The 17674-nt window shown below is 65.3% G+C and carries 18 protein-coding genes and 1 pseudogene; 14 read left to right on the top strand and 5 right to left on the bottom strand.

Annotated elements, in window-relative coordinates:
• Positions 1 to 26: 26 nt before the first annotated feature.
• A pseudogene (locus tag I3K84_RS03935) lies at positions 27 to 794 on the top strand (YhcG family protein); the annotation flags it as partial.
• 70 nt (positions 795 to 864) lie between these two features.
• Here the strand turns inward: I3K84_RS03935 and I3K84_RS03940 are convergent.
• The 3 genes from I3K84_RS03940 to I3K84_RS03950 all read right to left on the bottom strand — a co-directional run bounded on the left by I3K84_RS03940 (position 865) and on the right by I3K84_RS03950 (position 4252).
• A complete protein-coding gene (locus tag I3K84_RS03940) occupies positions 865 to 1683 on the bottom strand; it encodes a hypothetical protein (protein ID WP_038843582.1) in 819 nt (272 codons plus the stop codon).
• 82 nt (positions 1684 to 1765) lie between these two features.
• On the bottom strand, positions 1766 to 3256 hold the full coding sequence (locus I3K84_RS03945) for a hypothetical protein (protein ID WP_038843580.1): 1491 nt from the start codon (positions 3254 to 3256) through the stop codon (positions 1766 to 1768).
• Between the two features lie 300 nt (positions 3257 to 3556).
• The gene (locus tag I3K84_RS03950; protein WP_038847181.1) at positions 3557 to 4252 is read right to left on the bottom strand and encodes a helix-turn-helix domain-containing protein; all 696 of its coding nucleotides are present in this window, start codon (positions 4250 to 4252) and stop codon (positions 3557 to 3559) included.
• A gap of 464 nt (positions 4253 to 4716) precedes the next feature.
• On the opposite strand from I3K84_RS03950, the gene I3K84_RS03955 reads away from it, so the two are divergent.
• From I3K84_RS03955 to I3K84_RS03975, 5 genes are all read left to right on the top strand, one after another.
• The gene (locus I3K84_RS03955) at positions 4717 to 5112 is read left to right on the top strand and encodes a hypothetical protein (protein ID WP_038842609.1); all 396 of its coding nucleotides are present in this window, start codon (positions 4717 to 4719) and stop codon (positions 5110 to 5112) included.
• A gap of 568 nt (positions 5113 to 5680) precedes the next feature.
• The gene (locus tag I3K84_RS03960; RefSeq protein ID WP_038842604.1) at positions 5681 to 6508 is read left to right on the top strand and encodes a DUF932 domain-containing protein; all 828 of its coding nucleotides are present in this window, start codon (positions 5681 to 5683) and stop codon (positions 6506 to 6508) included.
• A 78-nt stretch (positions 6509 to 6586) separates the two neighbouring features.
• Entirely contained in the window at positions 6587 to 8635 is a 2049-nt protein-coding gene (locus I3K84_RS03965) for a ParB/RepB/Spo0J family partition protein (protein WP_038842600.1), read from the top strand.
• Between the two features lie 62 nt (positions 8636 to 8697).
• Entirely contained in the window at positions 8698 to 8907 is a 210-nt protein-coding gene (locus tag I3K84_RS03970; protein WP_037039073.1) for a hypothetical protein, read from the top strand.
• Positions 8908 to 9666: 759 nt separating this feature from the next.
• Positions 9667 to 9981 (top strand): DUF736 domain-containing protein, encoded by a 315-nt coding sequence (locus tag I3K84_RS03975; protein ID WP_038842597.1) that lies wholly within the window; start codon positions 9667 to 9669, stop codon positions 9979 to 9981.
• Between the two features lie 70 nt (positions 9982 to 10051).
• On the opposite strand, the gene I3K84_RS03980 is transcribed toward I3K84_RS03975, so the two are convergent.
• Positions 10052 to 10345, bottom strand: a complete 294-nt coding sequence (locus tag I3K84_RS03980) for a helix-turn-helix domain-containing protein (RefSeq protein WP_071542596.1) — start codon at positions 10343 to 10345, stop codon at positions 10052 to 10054.
• A gap of 318 nt (positions 10346 to 10663) precedes the next feature.
• On the opposite strand from I3K84_RS03980, the gene I3K84_RS03985 reads away from it, so the two are divergent.
• From I3K84_RS03985 to I3K84_RS04000, 4 genes are all read left to right on the top strand, one after another.
• Positions 10664 to 11014, top strand: coding sequence for a DUF2958 domain-containing protein (locus I3K84_RS03985; RefSeq protein ID WP_038842591.1), 351 nt, complete (start codon positions 10664 to 10666; stop codon positions 11012 to 11014).
• Positions 11015 to 11328: 314 nt separating this feature from the next.
• Positions 11329 to 12087, top strand: coding sequence for a DUF2285 domain-containing protein (locus tag I3K84_RS03990; RefSeq protein WP_038842589.1), 759 nt, complete (start codon positions 11329 to 11331; stop codon positions 12085 to 12087).
• Positions 12088 to 12212: 125 nt separating this feature from the next.
• Entirely contained in the window at positions 12213 to 12494 is a 282-nt protein-coding gene (locus I3K84_RS03995) for an AlpA family transcriptional regulator (protein WP_023087367.1), read from the top strand.
• A gap of 26 nt (positions 12495 to 12520) precedes the next feature.
• Entirely contained in the window at positions 12521 to 13354 is an 834-nt protein-coding gene (locus tag I3K84_RS04000) for a replication initiator protein A (protein WP_172901757.1), read from the top strand.
• A gap of 332 nt (positions 13355 to 13686) precedes the next feature.
• Here I3K84_RS04000 and I3K84_RS04005 read toward each other — a convergent pair whose 3' ends face one another.
• Positions 13687 to 15255 (bottom strand): IS1182 family transposase, encoded by a 1569-nt coding sequence (locus I3K84_RS04005; protein ID WP_196995261.1) that lies wholly within the window; start codon positions 15253 to 15255, stop codon positions 13687 to 13689.
• A 167-nt stretch (positions 15256 to 15422) separates the two neighbouring features.
• On the opposite strand from I3K84_RS04005, the gene parA reads away from it, so the two are divergent.
• The 4 genes from parA to I3K84_RS04025 are packed head-to-tail and all read left to right on the top strand — an operon-like array spanning position 15423 to position 17444.
• Positions 15423 to 16061, top strand: a complete 639-nt coding sequence (gene parA / locus I3K84_RS04010) for a ParA family partition ATPase (protein WP_038842583.1) — start codon at positions 15423 to 15425, stop codon at positions 16059 to 16061.
• A complete protein-coding gene (locus I3K84_RS04015; protein ID WP_071542603.1) occupies positions 16058 to 16321 on the top strand; it encodes a chromosome partitioning protein ParB in 264 nt (87 codons plus the stop codon). The genes parA and I3K84_RS04015 overlap by 4 nt, the downstream gene beginning before the upstream one ends.
• Positions 16318 to 16848 carry a DUF2840 domain-containing protein gene (locus I3K84_RS04020; RefSeq protein WP_038842578.1) on the top strand — a complete coding sequence of 177 codons (531 nt, stop codon included), beginning with the start codon at positions 16318 to 16320 and terminating at the stop codon, positions 16846 to 16848. Before I3K84_RS04015 ends, I3K84_RS04020 begins: the two co-directional genes overlap by 4 nt.
• Positions 16845 to 17444 carry a S26 family signal peptidase gene (locus tag I3K84_RS04025; protein WP_038842575.1) on the top strand — a complete coding sequence of 200 codons (600 nt, stop codon included), beginning with the start codon at positions 16845 to 16847 and terminating at the stop codon, positions 17442 to 17444. The genes I3K84_RS04020 and I3K84_RS04025 overlap by 4 nt, the downstream gene beginning before the upstream one ends.
• Positions 17445 to 17674: the final 230 nt, after the last annotated feature.

A 17674-nucleotide genomic window follows, 5' to 3' on the forward strand; every position in this document is an offset into this window, starting at 1 on the left:
TGCCGATGGCGCCGGCGCGACCCTGGCGACTCGACGAGCTGGCGCAGGTCTTCACGCTGCCGTGGTCGGCCTACGTGCGGTTGCTGTCGGTCAAGGACGCCCACGCCCGCCAGTTCTATGAAGCCGAGGCGCTGCGCGGTGGCTGGAGCGTGCGTCAGCTCGACCGGCAGATCGGCAGTCAGTTCTACGAACGCACGGCGCTGTCGAAGAACAAGACGGCGATGCTGGTCAAAGGCGCCGTGCCGAAGCCGGAAGATGTCGTCACGCCCGACGACGCGATCAAAGACCCGTATGTGCTGGAGTTTCTGGACCTCAAGGACGAGTATTCGGAGTCCGATCTTGAACAGGCCCTGATTCATCGGCTGCAAGACTTCCTGCTCGAACTCGGCGAGGGCTTCGCGTTCGTTGGGCGACAGCGGCGGTTGCGCATCGACCAGGCCTGGTATCGGGTCGATCTGCTGTTCTTCCATCGGCGTTTGCGCTGCCTCGTCATCATCGACTTGAAGCTCGGTGCCTTGACGCATGCCGACGTGGGCCAGATGCACTTGTACTGCAACTATGCGAAGGAGCACTGGACGTTTCAGGGCGAGAATCCGCCCGTGGGTCTGATCCTGTGCGCGGACAAGGGCCATGCTTTGGCGCGGTATGCACTGGAAGGATTGCCCAGCAAGGTCATGGCAGCAAACTATCGAACCGTGTTGCCGGATGCCGAACTGTTGCAAAAGGAATTGGAGAACACGCGGCGTCTGCTGGAATCTCGCACGGCAATTCATCCCAAAACTCGCCAGCGATAAATGTGCGTCTTGGCGCCCCGCGCTTCTTGTCGAATCGCGGCCATCCGCGGGTTGTTGAGAGGGCTGCGGTTCAGCGACCGTTGTTAAGGCGGCGAAGCAACGTCCGGCCAGTGATAAGTCCAAGGTGCAGTCGGAACGTACTGTGATCTTCGTCCGAGAGGCCGGGGTGCGAGCCATCGGTATGCAGCATCTTGAACAAGCCGTTCAAATAGTTCTTTCCATCGTTGGTCCATTCATTCCTGCTGCTCGACAGGAAACCGCGCTCCGCCAGCCAGGCGCGGCGGTTCTCGCTCGAAGCCAGCTCGGCAGACTTCTGCGGATCAATGTGCGAGGCGATGTCGCTGAGCAAGCCTTCCAGAAACGTGCGTATCTGGCTGTTCGCCGCTGCCCAGTCGCCGCGCGTGTGCGCGTCGATGGCTTGGTCTAAGTGCCCCAGCGGCACGTTGAATCCGAACTGCTTCAGCAATTGGTGAACTTCGTCATCGGCCGCAGGAAGATCCACTTCGCCAGGCAGCGCTGCGCGCAGCAATGGCGTTCGTGCGTCCCCATCCCAGGAGACAACGTAGCCGTCGAGCGCCAACCCCCGAAGAAAACGCTCCTGCTCGGCCTTCGCGTACTGTGGCACGGTCATTCCAACCCCTTCGCGTACCGCAGCTTCGGCCAGAGTCACAGGCCCGTCCAAGGTGCTGACGATCTGCGTCGCGCGTTGGTTGACAATGCGCGCCAGCAAAGCACTCTTCGCGGTCACGCTCTTTGCCGTTCCTTGGGGGATTTCATCGTCCAGCCCCAGCCGCACCGCGAGTTGATCGAACTTCGCCTGCGTCAGCATTTGCCCGAGAAATTCGACCGCGGCGACAATGGTGGGGCGAGTAAATGGATGGGCCTTCATTGTTGTCTACGTCCTTTGTTGTTGTGGGGCCGTCCAGCGGCTTGCAACGCCGCTGTCGGCCCCTTGTCATTTCTGCTACGCGCTACACCTGTGCCGCTTTGCGTGAGGCCAAGTAGTCGTCCACGTTGTGGCGACGCAGGGCCTTCTTGACTTGCGCGGGTGTCACTTTTCGGGCGACCAACAATGCGTCCAACTGCTCCTGCCACCGCACAGCGCGATGTGCCTCCATGTGTTCCGCCAGCCTGTCGATGTCATCATCCGTAGGTGCCGGTGACGCACCGCCGACAAAGGCATCGCAGATCGTCACTGTCTCCGCTTTGGCCGGCACGTCGGCGGCGCACAGGACAGCCGTGACGACATCGAGCGCATTGGGCTTGTCGATCTGAGCCGGCAGGCTGCTCATCCAGGCGCCAGCAACTTCGGTCGAGAAGGAGCGAATCAAGAAGCACACCTCATGCGCATGCCGAGCGATTGCTTCGCCGGCACCGTGGTGGGAGGACTCGATCACCATGCGGCGGTAGCCATGCGCATAGGCACTCTCGATGGAAGGGAAGACTGGAAGCCCCTCGAAATGCGGCGACAACGGGGTATCGTCTTTGCCGTAGCCAGGGCGGAACGTCGGCTGTATGCGAACGGCTGGTCCCGCGTGTTCGGTCAGCGGCAACACCGCTTCGACCAGCGCCTTGCGCTGTGTATCGCCAGGCGTGATGCCGAGCACGATGATCCCATAGGGGCGCTTTGTCACCGCCAGTCGCAGTGCATCTTCGAGCACTTGCGGCAAACGCTGGGTGGTCGTGAAGTGCTGCGCTGCCGGCGCCGCGCGGCGCTGAACGAACGGCTGCACCACTTGGAGATCGCCCGACTCGGTAACAATGCCGAGCACGTCAACGGGTTCGCTGTCGAGACCTTCATCGTCGGGCCGCAGCAGCAGGTCGATGTCGCTGTGCAGATTCTCGGGCAGCGGCGTCTCCGCCAGGACAACGACGCGCAGTGAGGACGAGTGGGCGAGATTGGCGGCGGTGTTCAGGCGGTCCTTGTTGTCGCTCCAGGATTCCTGCGTCAGCGGCACGGGGCCGACTACGACTAGCGTGCCGCTGGGCAGTCGATCCATGCCGCGCGAGAACAGACCGTGCTCGCCCAGGTCGATGGCAGCGTCCGAAGAACGGCCGGCGTCCTCTGCGTAGAGCAGCGCGCCGTCGGTGGCGGCTTCGTACTTGGCGATGGCCGCGTCGATGGCCTCCTGCGAAGTCGTCACATACACGCCGGGCACGGGACCATCGGGCCAGACCTTCAGGACGTTGGCGCTCATCGGATCCAGCGCCCGGTGCAGTTCATCGACCGGCAGGATCAGCGCATGCAGTTTCCCGATGCGTTTGACGAGTCGGTCGGCCGAGTGGCTGTCCCATTGCGCAGCAGATACCCGTGCAGGGAAGGCGTTGACTTCGGGCCAGTTGCGCAGGCCGGGGATGGCTGCGATCAGATCGAGCGTCTGGCCGTGTTTGAGGGTGAGGTTGTGGCGTTCGAGGTAGGCGCGCAAGCGCTCCGCGAACACCTTGAGCTGTTGGGTGTCCATATTGATCTCCGTCGGGCGTCGAGCCGGTGCACGCTTTGCGGGCCGCCCAAGGGATCAAACATGGATTGGGTGAGGCTCTGAATGCTCCGTCTTCGTCGTACCCCGAAGGGCGCGTGCGGCAGGTGACGGCAACCACCTCAGACGATACCACGTGATGCTGCTGTCGCCAATCATTGCGTCCCGGCGTGCCGCCGTCGGGCTCGCAGACCGTGCCCCGGAGCTTCGCGCGGAATCGCGGCTATCCGGCTTTGATCCCTGACGCCTCCAGCCCTTGAGGGCCTGCGCGCTGCGCTTGCCCAGCTACAGACGGATGCCGGCAGATTTTGGCGTTGCAAACTGCTCGGGTTCCTTGCCGAGCGGAAAGCCGACCACATACAGCACCGTGGCGGCCATCGGCTTGCTGTCCGGGTCTGATCCCCACTTCACTTGTACCTTGCGCGTGGCGTAGCGCAGTGAGACACCGAGCGCCTGGAGCGCGTCGATGTGGGATTGCATCTCGTCGTACACGTCGAACTTCTGTGTTTCGTTGTAGACATCGGCGCAGTCCCGGTACTCACGGAAGTAATCCACCAGCATGGCGAATGCCTCGTCCGCTTCGCGGGTCAGCTCGAAGGCTGGCTCTGACAAGTCCATCGTGCAGGACTCGGCCAACCTGGCCAACTGCTTGCCGGTCGTCAGCGGGATGGCCGTCAGGGTAACGTGCTCCCGGTCGAACTTCTCTTTCGCCGCTTTGAATTCCTCGTCCGTCGGGATAGTGAACGGTTTGTTGAGAGCGTCGATGTCCTCGAACTCGAACGCGTTGGCAAGGGCGCGGCGCGTATCAAGACTAGCGGACAAACCTTGTTCGACTCGCTGGATCGTCCGCACGTTGAGGCCGGAAATGGCGGCCAGTTGCTCCTGTGACCATTGCCGCATCTCACGGAACAGCTTGATGCAAGCGGCCAGTTCGGCCGGCGTCAGCAGACGGGTTTGTTGGGCAGATTCTGTAGCGTTCATGGGTGGCTCCATCGTTGTCAGTAGACATGGTGAAGTATGGGGAGCCAGGAACAACGGCAACACGACAGCAACCCGACAGTCGGCCGACAGATCACAACTATAAATGTCGCTTGTGGTTCTCTCCAAAGGATATTCAAGGGGCGAATCATTGCGTCCCGGCGTGCCGCCGTCGGGCTCGCGGGCTGCGCCCCGCGCTTCGTGCCGAATCGCGGCCATCCGGCTTTGATCCCTGACGCCTCCGGCCCTTGAGGGCCTGCGCGCTCCGCTTGCCTGTCCGTGCCCTCGTGGCGGTGGATGGGCGGTCTTGCTGTTCCCTTCACCGTACCACGGCGTTCGCGCCGTCAAGGGCTGCGCGTGCCTTGCACGCTTGCGGCCGCGGCCGTCTGCGACCCCTGACTGCTTGCGCTGCGCCGTGCTGGCGCCGGTTCCGGGCAATTCCGCCCGAGCAACCGGAGATCGTCATCATGAACGACAAATCGCATGTTTCGCTGGAACGCCGTGTCTGCCTGGTCTGCGGCACTCCTTTTGATACCGGCAGCATCCTGCTCGACAAGCACCTGCGCGCGAGCATGGAGCGCTACACGACGACGGGCTGGGGCCTGTGCGCCGAACACCAGAAGCTGTTCGACGAGGGCTTCGTCGCGCTGGTCGAATGCGACCCTGAGCGCAGCGGCAAGCCGTCGGGCGCGGATCGCTTGAAGCCGAGTGAGGCGTATCGCACGGGCCGCCTGGCGCACCTGAAACGCAAAACCTTCGCCGCCATGTTCAATGTGCAGCTCGCGGCCGATCAGGTTTGCGTCTTCGTCGAACCCGGCATCATCGAGCGCATTCAGGCGATGGTGTCGCCGGCGTCGAGTTGATCGCTCGATGTAAATCTCAAAGCGTCGCTTCCGCCGATCGCGGGGGCGGCGCTTTTTTTCTGCTGCGCCTGGTGTCGTGTTCTTCGGCCCTCGCGGGCCTGCGCGCTGCGCTTGCACTCCAGGGGAACGGCTTGCAGCCGATCCCCGCCGCGCGTGGCTTGGCGCCCCTGAAAGGCTGCCGAACAGGTTGCACCTGATCGGCCTTCGCGCCTGCGGCGCTGCGCGCTTCACTTGCGTGGGATCTGCGCCAACGCTGTGGCCGTTGCCTTGTCCAGCCGTCTCCCCTGACTTCATCACCTTTCCGCGACCGTAGCCCGCGCCCGTGTGCCGTCAAGGCGCGCCGGGCCGTGTCCTCGCTGCGCTGCGGGCCGCACCAACCCGTCGCTTGTTTCCTTGACCGCACCCGTTCGCGCGCTCCTGACCGTCGCGGGCGATGAACTCAGGAAAGACGGTGGCAACGAGGCCGGCCCAGGTCTCCGCGCCGACCCACCGGAGAAGCCGAAAGGCGGGCTCCGAATCTAGGAATCCGGTGGGGCCTTCAACAGCAACTTTGTCAGGAGTAACCACCATGCAACTCGCATCCCGTTTCGCTTCCCGCTCCCCCATGCTGCGCGCCGATCATCCCTTGTCGGATGACCAGATACACCGCGTGGCCCCCTCCATCTTTGCCGAGGACAAGCACGACAGCCGTTCCGCGCGGTACAGCTACATCCCCACCGCCGCCGTGCTGACCGAGCTTCGCAAGGAAGGTTTTCAACCCTTCATGGTCTGCCAGACCCGCGTGCGCGACGAAGGCAAGCGCGCGCACACGAAACACATGATCCGGCTGCGCCATGCCAGCCAGATCGACGGCAGCACCGCCAACGAAATCATTCTGCTGAACTCGCACGACGGCACCAGCAGCTACCAGATGCTGGCGGGCATGTTCCGCTTCGTGTGCTGCAACGGCTTGGTCTGCGGCGACACCGTGGCGGACGTGCGCGTGCACCACAAAGGCGACGTAGCCGGGCACGTCATCGAAGGCGCGTATGAAGTCTTGCACGGCTTCGAGCGTGCGCAAGCCTCCCGCGATGCCATGCAGGCCATCACGCTGGACAACGGCGAGGCCGAAGTCTTCGCCCGCGCCGCGCTCGCCCTCAAGTACGACGACCCGGACAAGCCCGCGCCGATCACGGAAAGCCAAGTGCTGGCCCCGCGCCGGTTCGATGACCGCCGCCCCGATCTGTGGAGCGTGTTCAACCGAACGCAAGAGAACTTGACGCAAGGCGGACTGATGGGCCGCAGCGCCAACGGACGCCGCCAGCGCACGCGCCCCGTGCAGGGCATCGACCAGAACGTGCGCCTGAACCGCGCCCTGTGGCTGCTGGCCGATGGCATGCGCCAGTTGAAAGCCTGAACCCCCACGCGGCAGGGGCAGGCAGCAGCCCTTGCCGCTTCTCTCGCTGCTGCATCCCAACCGCTAGGAGTTATCACCATGAACGCCGTTACCCAAACCGAAGCCCGTGCCGTCGAAGCCGCCGCGCCGCTGGAAGTGGCCGACCCGACCAAGAACCTGATTCTGGTTCCGCTCTCGCAGTTGCTGCCGCGCCGCTCCAAACGCAACGCGCGGACGACCTCGCGCATGTCCATCCCCGAACTGGCCGCGAGCATCGCCCGCATCGGCCTGCTGCAAAATCTCGTCGTGATCCTTGCCGCCGATGGCGAGCAATACGAAGTGGTGGCCGGCGACCGCCGACTGACCGCGTTGAAGCTGTTGGCGAAGAAGAAGCGCATCGCCGCCGACTTTGAGGTGCCTTGCCTGCTGGTGCCCGACGCTTCGGCCCGTACCGTCAGCCTCGCGGAAAACCTGCTGCGCGAGCAGATGCACCCGGCCGACCAGTTCGAGGCGTTCGCCGCACTGGTCAAGGAAGGCCGTCCCATCGAAGACATTGCTGCCGACTTCGGCGTGTCCCCGCTGGTGGTGCAGCGCCGCTTGAAGCTGGCCAACGTCTCGCCGCGCCTGCTGGCCGACTACCGGGCCGGAGCCGTCACGCTGGAACAGTTGATGGCCCTGACCATCACCGACGACCACGCTGCGCAGGAAGCCGCGTTCTATGGAGCGCCCGAATGGCAGCGTGGCGCATCCGCGCTGCGCGAACGCCTGACCGAGCGCGAAATCGACGCCACGCATCCGCTGGTGCGCTTCGCCGGGCTGGACACCTACACGGCGGCGGGCGGCGGCATCCGCCGCGACCTGTTCGCGGAAGGCGATGCCGGAACCTACCTGACCGACGCCGCGCTGCTGGAAACGCTGGTGCGCGGCAAGCTGGATGCGCTGGCCGGGGACGTGCGCACCGAGGGTTGGGCGTGGGTCGAAGCCGTGACGCACATGAGCTACGCCGAGCGGCAGGCGTTCCAGAACGCGCCGCGCCAGCGCCGCGAACCGAGCGCCCGCGAAGCCCGCCGCATCGCCGCGCTGCAAACCCGCCTCGACAAGATCGACGCCGAACTGGAAGAAGCCTACGACGCCGAGGACGAGGACAAGACCGAGGCGCTGGAACCGCGCCGCGAACAGGTCGCCGGAGAACTGCAAACCGTGGAGGAAACCTTGCAGGGCTACGCCCCGGACGTGCGCGCCGTGGCCGGTGCCATCGTCACGCTCGACCGCAGCGGCGCAGCCGTGATTCATCGCGGGCTGCTGCGCGAAGCCGAAGCCAAGGCGCTGCGCACGCTGGAACGCTTGCGGCAGGGTTTCGGCGGCGCGGAAGGCGAAGCCGGGAACGACGACGAAGGCGAGGACGCCGAGCAGCCCAAAGCCGCGAGCCTGTCCGACCGGCTGGCGCAGCGGTTGAGCGCACACCGCACCGCCGCGCTGCAAATCGAAGTCGCCCGGCATCCGCAAGTCGCGCTGGCCGCACTGGTGCATGGCATGGTGCAGACCATCTTGCAGGACAGCCACTACGGCCACGACTTGCCGCTAGGCGTGAGCATGAAAGTGCAAGACCGGCTGGAAGGCATGGCCCCCGACTGGCCCGAGTCACCCGCTGCCGTGGCCCTGCGCGAATTGCAGCAGGTCGCGGGCGAAGCGCTGCCGCAGGACAGCGCCGAACTGTTCGCCGTGCTGCTGGCGAAGCCGCAAGACGAACTGGTGCGGCTGCTGGCCGTGTGCGTGGCTTCCACGGTGGACGTGGTGACGCCTCGCGCCACGCAGCACCAGCCCGGCGCGGAACTGGCGCAGGCCGTGGGACTGGACATGGCGGCATGGTGGCAGCCCACCGCAGACGGGTATTTCCAGCATGTGCCGAAGGCCGCGATTCTGGAAGCCGTGGGCGAGTTCGCACCGTCGCACGCTACTCGACTGGCGAAGTTGAAGAAGGCGGACATTGCCAGCGAAGCCGAACGGCTGGCGGACGGCACCGGCTGGATGCCTGCCATCTTCAAGACCGAAAGCCCGGAAGCTGCGCCGCAGGAAACGCAGGCGCAGGATGCCCCGGAGGATGCCGAGGCAATGGCGGATGAACCCGCCGAGGCACTGGCCGCTTGACCCGCGCCGAAGGCAAGCGCCCCGGCCTCGACCGGGGCGCTTCGCTTGAAGGAGAAGCCCCCATGACCCGCACCACCACCAGCCGCCCGCGCATGGCGGCGACCTATGCGCCCGGCACGGTACGCGCTCGCCGCTGGCACGGCGAAGGCGACGTGCGCGGCTACCGCCCCCCCCCCGGCTGGACAGCCTGCGCCGACCTGACCGACTTGCATCCCATCACAGGCCACGCCTTGCCGCGTGCCGTGTGGTGGATCATCGAAACCAAGGAATAACGAGCAGCACCGGCCCCAAGCCGTTCCGCCTTGGGGCCGGTGGTCGAAAATCCGGGCGCGGCGGTGGCCGCGCCCGGTTCCAGCGTCCAAAGCAAAATCGCCACGTCGCCGCCTTCGACCAGGCGGCGACGTGGCGGACGTGCAAGTGCCTTGCACGCGGTACGGCGATCGGTGCCCGCTGGCGCGGGCAAGGTTTCGATGGCGCCCCGCCGCAATGGGCGGGGCTTGTGGGGCTACGCCCCGGCTTGCTGCGGCAGGTTGTGCCAAAACGTGTCGTCCTCGACGCTGGCGGTTCGCGCCTGTACGTCACGAAGGACGGTTCACCGACACGCCACCCGGCCTCGCTATGGAGCATCCACGCCACGCCTCAAGCCCGTCGTCGCAATCTGCGGCAAGGAGCGTTCTCGCTCGTCGTTGGGGTGTTGGCCTTGCCCGCGTCAGGGCGCAAGCCGGTGAAGCCGTCACGCGGGGATGCCGAGTCGGCCACGTCTCCATTCGGGAGCGGGCGGCCCGTGCGTCCTTGGCTTGTCGTGAATCCTGGCGAGGGAACGGCTGCGCCTTGGGCTTCATGGCCGCAACCTTCCAGCGAAAACAATTTCCCCGCCGCTGCGCGGCTTCCTCGCGGGACAAATTCTTTTCGCTTCCAGGTTCTCCACGGTGTTGCGACCGCTGCGCGGTGCGGCCAGCCCATCCCCCGCCGGCCGGATCACAACAAGGACGCACTGGCGCGACCTTGTTCAACCCGAAAGGAGAAACATCATGGCTAACATCGGCACCTTCACCGCAGAGAAAGACGGCTTCACCGGCCAGCTCCGCACCCTGACCCTGAACGTCAAGGTCAAGCTGATTCCCAACGACAAGGGCGACACCGAGAACGCCCCCGACTTCCGCCTTCAGGCGGCCGGCAATGACTTCGGCGCGGCGTGGAAGAAGACCAGCGAGGCCGGGCGGGATTACCTGTCCGTGACCCTCGACGATCCTTCGTTCCCGGCGACGGTCTATGCCCGCCTGATCGAGAACGAGAACGGCACGCACGACCTGATCTGGTCGCGCAGCAAGCCCAAGGCGGCCTGACGGCCACCCGCCGCGCCCCGCCCATCGCGGCGGGGCGCCGTGCTGCTGGCGCAGCACGGCACGCACGCGCCTACGGCGTGTCGCGTTTCTTCAACACCGCCTCAAGCTCCTGGCGCACCTGCGCCAGAAGCTGATCGGCCTTGCGCGTGCTGTCGCCGGCATAGGCCAGCGTCAGCAACGTGAGCGGATGCACGTCCATGACCTCGCACAGCTCGGTCAGCTTGTGTACGGTCGGACTTTTCTGGTCGCGCTCCAGCGAACTCATGTAGGTACGGCTGGACACGTCGGAGAACGCTTCCTGGCTCAAGCCGCGCGCTTTCCTGACCGTCCGTATCGCCGTCGCCAATGAGTGCTTCGCCGCCACCTATGGTTTCCCCTGAAAAACCAAGATGACAGCCCATTGCGCCCTATAGGGCTACAATCTATAGTGTTCATTTGGCGTTGTTGTTTTCCTTCTTCGTGACTTTACGGAAATCCGTATCGACGGATTCCGTCAGAACCAGGGAGCCGCCTTCGTGCTTTTCCTGATCTGCGCAATGCCGCTTCTGTGTTTCCGAGCATGTCCGGATTCAGTCGCTTGCGACTTCGTGTTTTCGCATGAAAGCACGCATTCGCTTCGACGCTTACGCGCCTTGGTGGCAAAGCGTATTCATGCATTTTCGGCTTCGTGGGATTTCAACCCGTGAACCAGCCACTTCTTACCACCGAACAACGTACGCAACTGCTCGCGGCCGGGAAGGCGCGCGCGGCCGGCCATAGCATCGACCCGTTGCCTGTCGTGCGGCTGTTCACGCCGGACGCGCACGCGACCTGGCTGCTGGTTGCGCTCGATCCCGCCGATGGTGATACCGCCTGGGGCTTGATCGACCTCGGCATCGGAATGCCGACGCTGGGGACGGTCAAGCTGTCCGATCTGGCTGGCATCGTCGGGCCGCGTCAGCGGCCCATCCGGCGCGACCTGTATTTCCGCGCCACCCGGCCGCTATCGGAGTACGTGCAACTCGCGCAGCGCGACGGCTCCATCCCGGATTGACCGGGGCGTATTGTGTCTTTCTCGATCTCGTGTAAGACGGCTTCGGTCTGAATGAGAACTCTTGCACCAGGCGAGTGCGAGCTTGACCGAAAGAGACATGATGTACGGCGCAGCTTGCGGCAGGGTATCCGATGCTGCGCGCCGTTCCCGAGCTGCGCAACCGTCGCACTAGGACGATCCATGCAAGGCTTCGGAGCCAATCGGTCTTGACTACTTGCCAGCTTATTCCTCTTCGATGACGAAATGCCGATGATGCCGTAGCCCCTGCATTTCAATGTCCGTGGCGACGCTCCTGCCAACAGGGAGGTCGCATCATGGCCGATCGAAGCGTCGATTCTTGGTATCCCACCGCTGCGTATCTCTATTCGTTGCACCTGGACGGTCCCGCACTCGCCTGGGAGTATCTGCGCCGCCATCCCAACTACCGGCGCGACTGGCTGCGCCGTCGCCAGCAGCCGGAGGCCGCGCACGCCTGGGGGCTGCGCCTGCTGGAAGACCCGACGCTGGATGCGCGTGACGCGCATCCAGCCTGGTTCCCTGACCATGCCGCCGTGCTCCAGCTCTACCCTGATGCCGACCCACCGCTGCAAGCACACGCCTTCGAGTTCTGGTGCATCCCCGGTCACAAACACCTGGTTCACGACGGCAAGCGCCTCTTACTGACGGCGCGCTGGCCCGGCTGCTGCGTGAGGCTCGCACTGGCGCCGGGCTTGGTCGACGGTCTTGCCTACGTCTATGCCGTTCGCGCGGGCGCCGTGCCTTGCGCAAGCCATCGCACGATAACGGCCGAGTTGGACAAGCTGGCGACGCTGAATGCGACGGCCGCGCCTGCGGCAGCGGCCCGTGCGCGGCCCACACCCGCCGCGCTGCTGGAACTGCACACCTTGCAGGCGCTCGACGCGACCCTCGCGGGCGCGTCCTTGCGCGAAATCGCCGAAGGGCTGTTCGGCACCGAAGCCGTGGCCGCCGGTTGGTATGCCGACGGTGGCCTGCGCTCGCGCGTGCGCCGCCTCGTGCGGCGCGGCCAAACGCTGATGCGCGGCGGCTACCGCCGCCTTGCACAGCTCGATTGACCTGCACAGGGTCGTTTTGCCTGCACCGCAAAACGACCCTCTGCGCAACGCATCGCTATCTTGAGACTGACTCCATCCGGCTGCGCTCGTGCTGCCGGCGTCCTTGCCAGATGGAGGTTCATCCGATGCGTCCCGCTCCCTTGCGGCCTGCCGCCGCACCCGCCACCACGCTTGCACAACCCCAACGCTATCTCACCAACGACGAAGCCGCCGAGTACCTGCGGCTTTCGCCGCGTACGCTCGAAAAGCAGCGCGTGATCGGCAATGGGCCGAAGTTTCGCAAGTTCGGCCGCCGCGTCATGTACGCGGTGGCCGACCTCGATGCCTGGGCCGACCAGCGCAGCTACGAAACCACGTCCGATCCCGAATACGCCGAGCATCACTCGGCCGACAGCCGTGCGCGCTGATTGGTGGCTCGCCGGTGGCCGTCGCTATGTCCAGCCCATCGCGGGAGCGGGAACAGCTCGACCTGTTCCGCGCCTTGCCGGGCGACATGGTGCCGCGCGATGCCCAGGACTTGATGGCGTATCCGTTCTTCTCTCTGGCGAAGTCGCGGCGCACGGCGCCGATCGACTTCCGCAGCGGCAACGTCACGATCCGCGTAGAGGGCACGCAGGAGCACGGCATAGCGACCATTTGGGACGCGGACGTGCTGATTTGGGCGGCTTCGCAGATCGTGGAAGCACGCGACGCGGGCTTGCGCCCGTCGCGGCTGATGCAGGCCACGCCCTACGAGATCCTGCGCTTCATCGGACGCGGAGTATCGCTGCGCGACTACCAGCGCCTCAAGGCCGCGCTCGACCGGCTGCAATCGACCACGGTGGCGACTTCCATCCGCGAGATGACCGGGCGGCGGCTGCATCGCTTCTCGTGGATCAACGAATGGAAGGAACTGGCCGACGCCCACGGCACGCCGCTGGGCATCGAGCTGATCCTGCCGGACTGGTTCTATGCCGGCGTGCTCGACGCCGCCCTGGTGCTGACCATCGACCCGGCGTATTTCCGGCTCACCGGCGGCATCGAGCGATGGCTGTACCGCCTGGTGCGCAAGCACGGCGGCAAGCAGCCTGGGGGCTGGCAATTCGACTTCCGGCACTTGCACCGCAAGTCAGGCAGCACGGCGAAGCCCTACGACTTCGCCTGCGACCTGCGCGCGCTGGTCGCGCGGCAGTCGTTGCCCGGCTATGTGCTGGGCATCGAGCGGATGCTCGACACAAACGAGGAACTATTGACGTTCCGGCCAGTGCCGTCCACGGCACGGGGATAACTCGGGGACAACGTGTGGACGGCCTCGTGCTATCAGGCGTGCTGGGTATCGTGCTATCGGGCGTGTCCCTATCGTGCTATCAGGCGTGCGAAATCGCTGGAAAGCCAATACTGGCGCGGGTTTCGTCATCCTCTAACTTCCCTAACTTAAAAGCTCTAACGAGGTTGTTAAATAACCCCGCCGGTGATCGAAGAGATAGCAACCGGCATGCCCATGAGTTCGAGCTTGCTGGAGCATATCTGCAAACCAGTGCTCAGCACAAAAAAGCTTCGCAGCGCAAGACAGCGCAGGCACAACGCGAATGCACGAGGGATGTCGCGCAAGAAAGGCCTTCAGGCCTTTTTCCAGCCACTGGCGGCGAGCTTCTCGATGTTGTGGACCATGCAGTACAGATGCCACTGCGTGTTGACCTTGTCGCGGCCACGCAGATTGAAGCGCGAGAAGCCCTTGTTGTGCCGCAGATTGGCGAACACCGGCTCCACCGTGCCGATGCGCCGGCTGTACAGGGCCCTGCCACCCGGCGTGTCGATAGCTTGACGCATGAGATCGATGGCGCGCACTTGATTGGCCTTGTCCTTCTTGGCAGCTATCCGGCGGGTGGTCTCTCGACTGACTCTGATGGAGCGCGGTGTGGTTTGACCAGGGTCTCGCAGGCACAACGAGCGGAGCTCGCAAGCTGCACAGTCCGTCATGTCAGCCTTGAAGAACCGATGGCTTTTCCCCTCGCCGTAGCGATAGACGCGCCCCGTGCCCACAAGCTTCTTTCCGGCGGGGCAGATGCAGATGCGTGGATTCTTCAACTGGAAGTCGCTCACATCAAAGCGCTTTGGAACTGGGCCAGCCCCGGGGGCCATCTTGTTGTGCAGCGTTGGAGTGGCGGGCTTGAAACGTCCTTGGCCGGCCAGCCTCTCGTCGCGCTTGCGCATCTGCTTGTCGGCAATCAGGGCGGCAATGTTCAGCCGTGCCAACTCATTGACGTTGTCTTTGCTGTGGTAGCCCGCATCGGCCACGATCACGGTGTCTGGCTGCAGATAGGTACTGGTCTGCTCGATCATGGGCAGCAGCATGTCGTGCTCGGAGACCGAGCCCACGACATTGGCCGCGAGGATCACCTGGTGCTGCGCATCGACGGCCGCTTGTGCGGCATAGCCCTGGATGACGCCTTTGCCGGTGGCCATCTTGCCGCTGTCCGGGTCGGTGACGTTGGTCTTGATCTCGGTGCCCTTGCGATTGGGCATCTCCGAAGAGACTGCGACGAATTCCCGGGTGCGCGCGGCCTCCTGGCGCAGAGCATTCACGCGTGCCTGACGGCGAGCATCCATCTGATCTTCCGGCGCGCAAAAGTCTTGACCACGGTGCATCTCGACGATCTTGTCGGCGGCACGTTCGAGACGCCGCGCACGCTGAAGCAGCTCCTCGAAGGTTCCGCTGCGCTCCTTGCTGGCGTTGCTGGGCAGCTTCACACCGTCGATGGCGAAGAGATCGCCACCGATCAGGCCTTGTGCGTCGCAGGTCATCAGTACCTGGGCAAACAAGGACTTGATCTGCTCTCCCATGCCGCTGACGAACTTGGCGATGTGCGCGTGGCTGGGCTGGCTGTTGCCGCTCAGGGCAATGAACTGGACGTTGTGCAGGCAGGCCCGCGCGATGGCCCGGCTGGAGATCATGCCCTGGCTGTAGGCGTACAGCACGATCTTGAGCATCACGCGCGGGTCATACGCGCTGGCGCCCACCTCGTCGTTGCGAAACCGGGCATCCAGCTCGGACAGATCGAGTTCGTGCTCGACCAGGTAGTCCAGCGCGAAGGCGAAGCTGCCGGGAACGATCTGCTCGGAAAGGATCACCGGCAGGAACAGGCCATTGCGATCTTGGGGTTTGTAGCGGGCCATGGCGTGCTGCATGTAGGGGGCTCCAAACACAACGGCCTGCGGCTCCCATGGGCTGACGGGCACGAGAGTTTTTTTACAGCCTCAACTATTGATAGGAGCGCGCCGTTTCGGTGGATAACCGCGAGACGGCACCACACGCAACAGCCAAAGCCCGGCTTTCCAACATGGAGGGCCGCGCCATGATCGTCGCGGTGCTCAACCAGAAAGGCGGCGTCGGCAAGACCACGCTCGCCACGCATGTCGCCGGCGAACTGGCGATGCGCGGGCAGTCGGTCATCCTGCTCGATGCCGACCCACAAGGCTCGGCGCTGGACTGGACGCAGCGCAGAAGCCAGCAGGGCTTGCCACGGCTGTTCAGCGCCGTGGGCCTCGCCCGCGAGACGCTGCACCAGGAAGCACAGGAGCTGGCCCGTCGCGCCGATCACGTCGTCATCGACGGCCCGCCGCGCATCGCCGCGTTGGCGCGCTCCGCGCTGCTGGCGGCCGAGCGCGTGCTGATTCCCGTGCAGCCCAGCCCCTACGACTTGTGGGCCTCGGCGGAGATGGTGGCGCTGATCCGCGAGGCGCAGGTATTCCGACCTGAGTTGCGCGCGGCCTTCGTCGTCAACCGGCGCGTCAGTACCACCATCATCGGCCGCGAGGCGCGCGGCGCGCTCGCCGAGCAGCCGCTGCCGGCGCTGCGCTCGGAAGTGCATCAGCGCATCGTGTTCGCCGACAGCGTGGCCGCTGGCCGGCTCGCACGCGAAACGGCACCCGACAGCGCCGCCGCACGCGAGATCGCCGCGCTGACCGACGAGCTGCTGCGGTGGCCGACATGAGCCAGCGCAACGGCAAACGTGTCGGTATCGGCACACGTCCGCCGGCGAACCCGCACGCCGAGGCGTGGGTTCGCCAAGGCGATGCCGACGGCATCCAGAAAGGCGACCTCTACACCGCGCGCCTGACCCTCGACGTGACGCCCGCGATGCGGGCGCGCATCAAGGTATCGGCGTTCACGCAAGGCGTGACCGTCGCCGAACTGCTGCGCGCACTGCTGGAACGCGAGTTTCCCTCGAACCGCCCGGAGAACCTGCCATGAGCACATCCGCTCTGGCGGCCACGGCTGCGCCGCCATCGTTTGCAGTGCTCGCCGGCCGCGCCGGAAACGCGCCTATGACGCGCGTTTCGCTCGCCTACGTTGAGCAGCGCATCGACCTGTATCTGCGCTTCGGCGAGCCGGCGCGCATCATCCGGCTTGACCGCTGGCGGCGCGTCGCGGTGTTCCTGCCGGGCGCGTTGTTCTGCCGCATCCGCTGGCACGCCAACGACTACGGCACGATCCGCTGGCAGCTCATGGTGATGCAGGCTTGCACGCCGCTGGACGCGGCGCAGCGCATCCCCGGCGTGCTGCCGGGTGCGCGCCTGCTGTTGCACGCCGAAGGCGAACCCGCCGTGCGCGCCGTGCTGGCCCAGCTCGACGCCATCGAAGCACAAAGCATCGCGCCTGCCGACGTGTCGCCCGCGTACTGGCGCACGCTCGGCAACCGGCTCGCTGCACGCTTGCCGCTGCCCGCGTACACCGCCGAGCGGCACGCCGCCTGGCTGGCCGGGAGGGCGCTGCCATGACGAGCCTTTGCCCATCTGCCAACACCAGCGGAACGGCGCCGCTTCCTCGCTCGCGCAGGCGCGCTCGAATCGTCGTGACGACACTGGCCGCCTGCGGCTTCGCTGCGCTGGCCTGGGCGTCCTTCGTATCGCCGCTGCCGCGCCTGACCTACAACCCGTCCGACAGCGTGGCGGTCGGCTGGTATCGCGTCGATCCTCTCGACCACCGGGCCGGCTCGCTGCCACGTCCGTTGTCCGTGGACAGCATCGTGCTCGTCCCGCTGCCCGCGGAGGCCGCCGTGCTGGCTGCGCAACGCGGCTACCTGCCGATGCGCGTGCCGCTGCTCAAGCGCATCGGCGCCATCGCGCCGCAGGAGGTGTGTATCGCGGGCGGCATCGTCCGCATCGACGGCGTGCCTTCGGCCGCCGTGCTGCGTGCCGACCGGCTGGGCCGTCCGCTGCCATCCTTGCAGCTTTGCCGCCGCCTCGCACCGGGTGAGCTGTTCCTGTTGAGCGTGACCAATCCGGCGTCGTTCGACAGCCGGTATTTCGGCCCGGTTGCTGTATCCACCGTGCTCGGTGTTGCGCGTCCGGTCTGGCTGGAGACACGCCGATGATGGCCGCCGATTCGCTGCATGGAGTTGTGCGTTCGATCGTGCCATCCGGCATGTCGTCCTGCTGGTTGTCGCCGTGTCGTCGCGCGTGTCGTGCGAGCGCATCCGCGCCGCACGTCGCGCAACATCCGGCGACGTTTTCCCCCGTGCAGGCATCTTGCCTTGAACGCGCCCGGCCGGTGGCCGTGGCCTCGTTCCCAGGCGTGCTGGCTGCGAGCAGCGCAGCACCGCCG

Origin of the sequence: Diaphorobacter sp. JS3051, assembly GCF_015832135.1 — a bacterium.
Classification (GTDB): domain Bacteria; phylum Pseudomonadota; class Gammaproteobacteria; order Burkholderiales; family Burkholderiaceae_C; genus Diaphorobacter; species Diaphorobacter nitroreducens.

Coding starts and splice junctions, on each gene's coding strand:
- I3K84_RS03940 (WP_038843582.1), bottom strand. CDS start 1,683: ATGAAGGCCCATCCATTTACTCGCCCCACCATTGTCGCCGCGGTCGAA.
- I3K84_RS03995 (WP_023087367.1), top strand. CDS start 12,213: ATGCGTCCCGCTCCCTTGCGGCCTGCCGCCGCACCCGCCACCACGCTT.
- I3K84_RS03955 (WP_038842609.1), top strand. CDS start 4,717: ATGAACGACAAATCGCATGTTTCGCTGGAACGCCGTGTCTGCCTGGTC.
- I3K84_RS03990 (WP_038842589.1), top strand. CDS start 11,329: ATGGCCGATCGAAGCGTCGATTCTTGGTATCCCACCGCTGCGTATCTC.
- I3K84_RS03965 (WP_038842600.1), top strand. CDS start 6,587: ATGAACGCCGTTACCCAAACCGAAGCCCGTGCCGTCGAAGCCGCCGCG.
- I3K84_RS03970 (WP_037039073.1), top strand. CDS start 8,698: ATGACCCGCACCACCACCAGCCGCCCGCGCATGGCGGCGACCTATGCG.
- I3K84_RS04020 (WP_038842578.1), top strand. CDS start 16,318: ATGAGCACATCCGCTCTGGCGGCCACGGCTGCGCCGCCATCGTTTGCA.
- parA (WP_038842583.1), top strand. CDS start 15,423: ATGATCGTCGCGGTGCTCAACCAGAAAGGCGGCGTCGGCAAGACCACG.
- I3K84_RS03960 (WP_038842604.1), top strand. CDS start 5,681: ATGCAACTCGCATCCCGTTTCGCTTCCCGCTCCCCCATGCTGCGCGCC.
- I3K84_RS03975 (WP_038842597.1), top strand. CDS start 9,667: ATGGCTAACATCGGCACCTTCACCGCAGAGAAAGACGGCTTCACCGGC.
- I3K84_RS04000 (WP_172901757.1), top strand. CDS start 12,521: ATGTCCAGCCCATCGCGGGAGCGGGAACAGCTCGACCTGTTCCGCGCC.
- I3K84_RS04015 (WP_071542603.1), top strand. CDS start 16,058: ATGAGCCAGCGCAACGGCAAACGTGTCGGTATCGGCACACGTCCGCCG.
- I3K84_RS03950 (WP_038847181.1), bottom strand. CDS start 4,252: ATGAACGCTACAGAATCTGCCCAACAAACCCGTCTGCTGACGCCGGCC.
- I3K84_RS04005 (WP_196995261.1), bottom strand. CDS start 15,255: ATGCAGCACGCCATGGCCCGCTACAAACCCCAAGATCGCAATGGCCTG.
- I3K84_RS04025 (WP_038842575.1), top strand. CDS start 16,845: ATGACGAGCCTTTGCCCATCTGCCAACACCAGCGGAACGGCGCCGCTT.
- I3K84_RS03945 (WP_038843580.1), bottom strand. CDS start 3,256: ATGGACACCCAACAGCTCAAGGTGTTCGCGGAGCGCTTGCGCGCCTAC.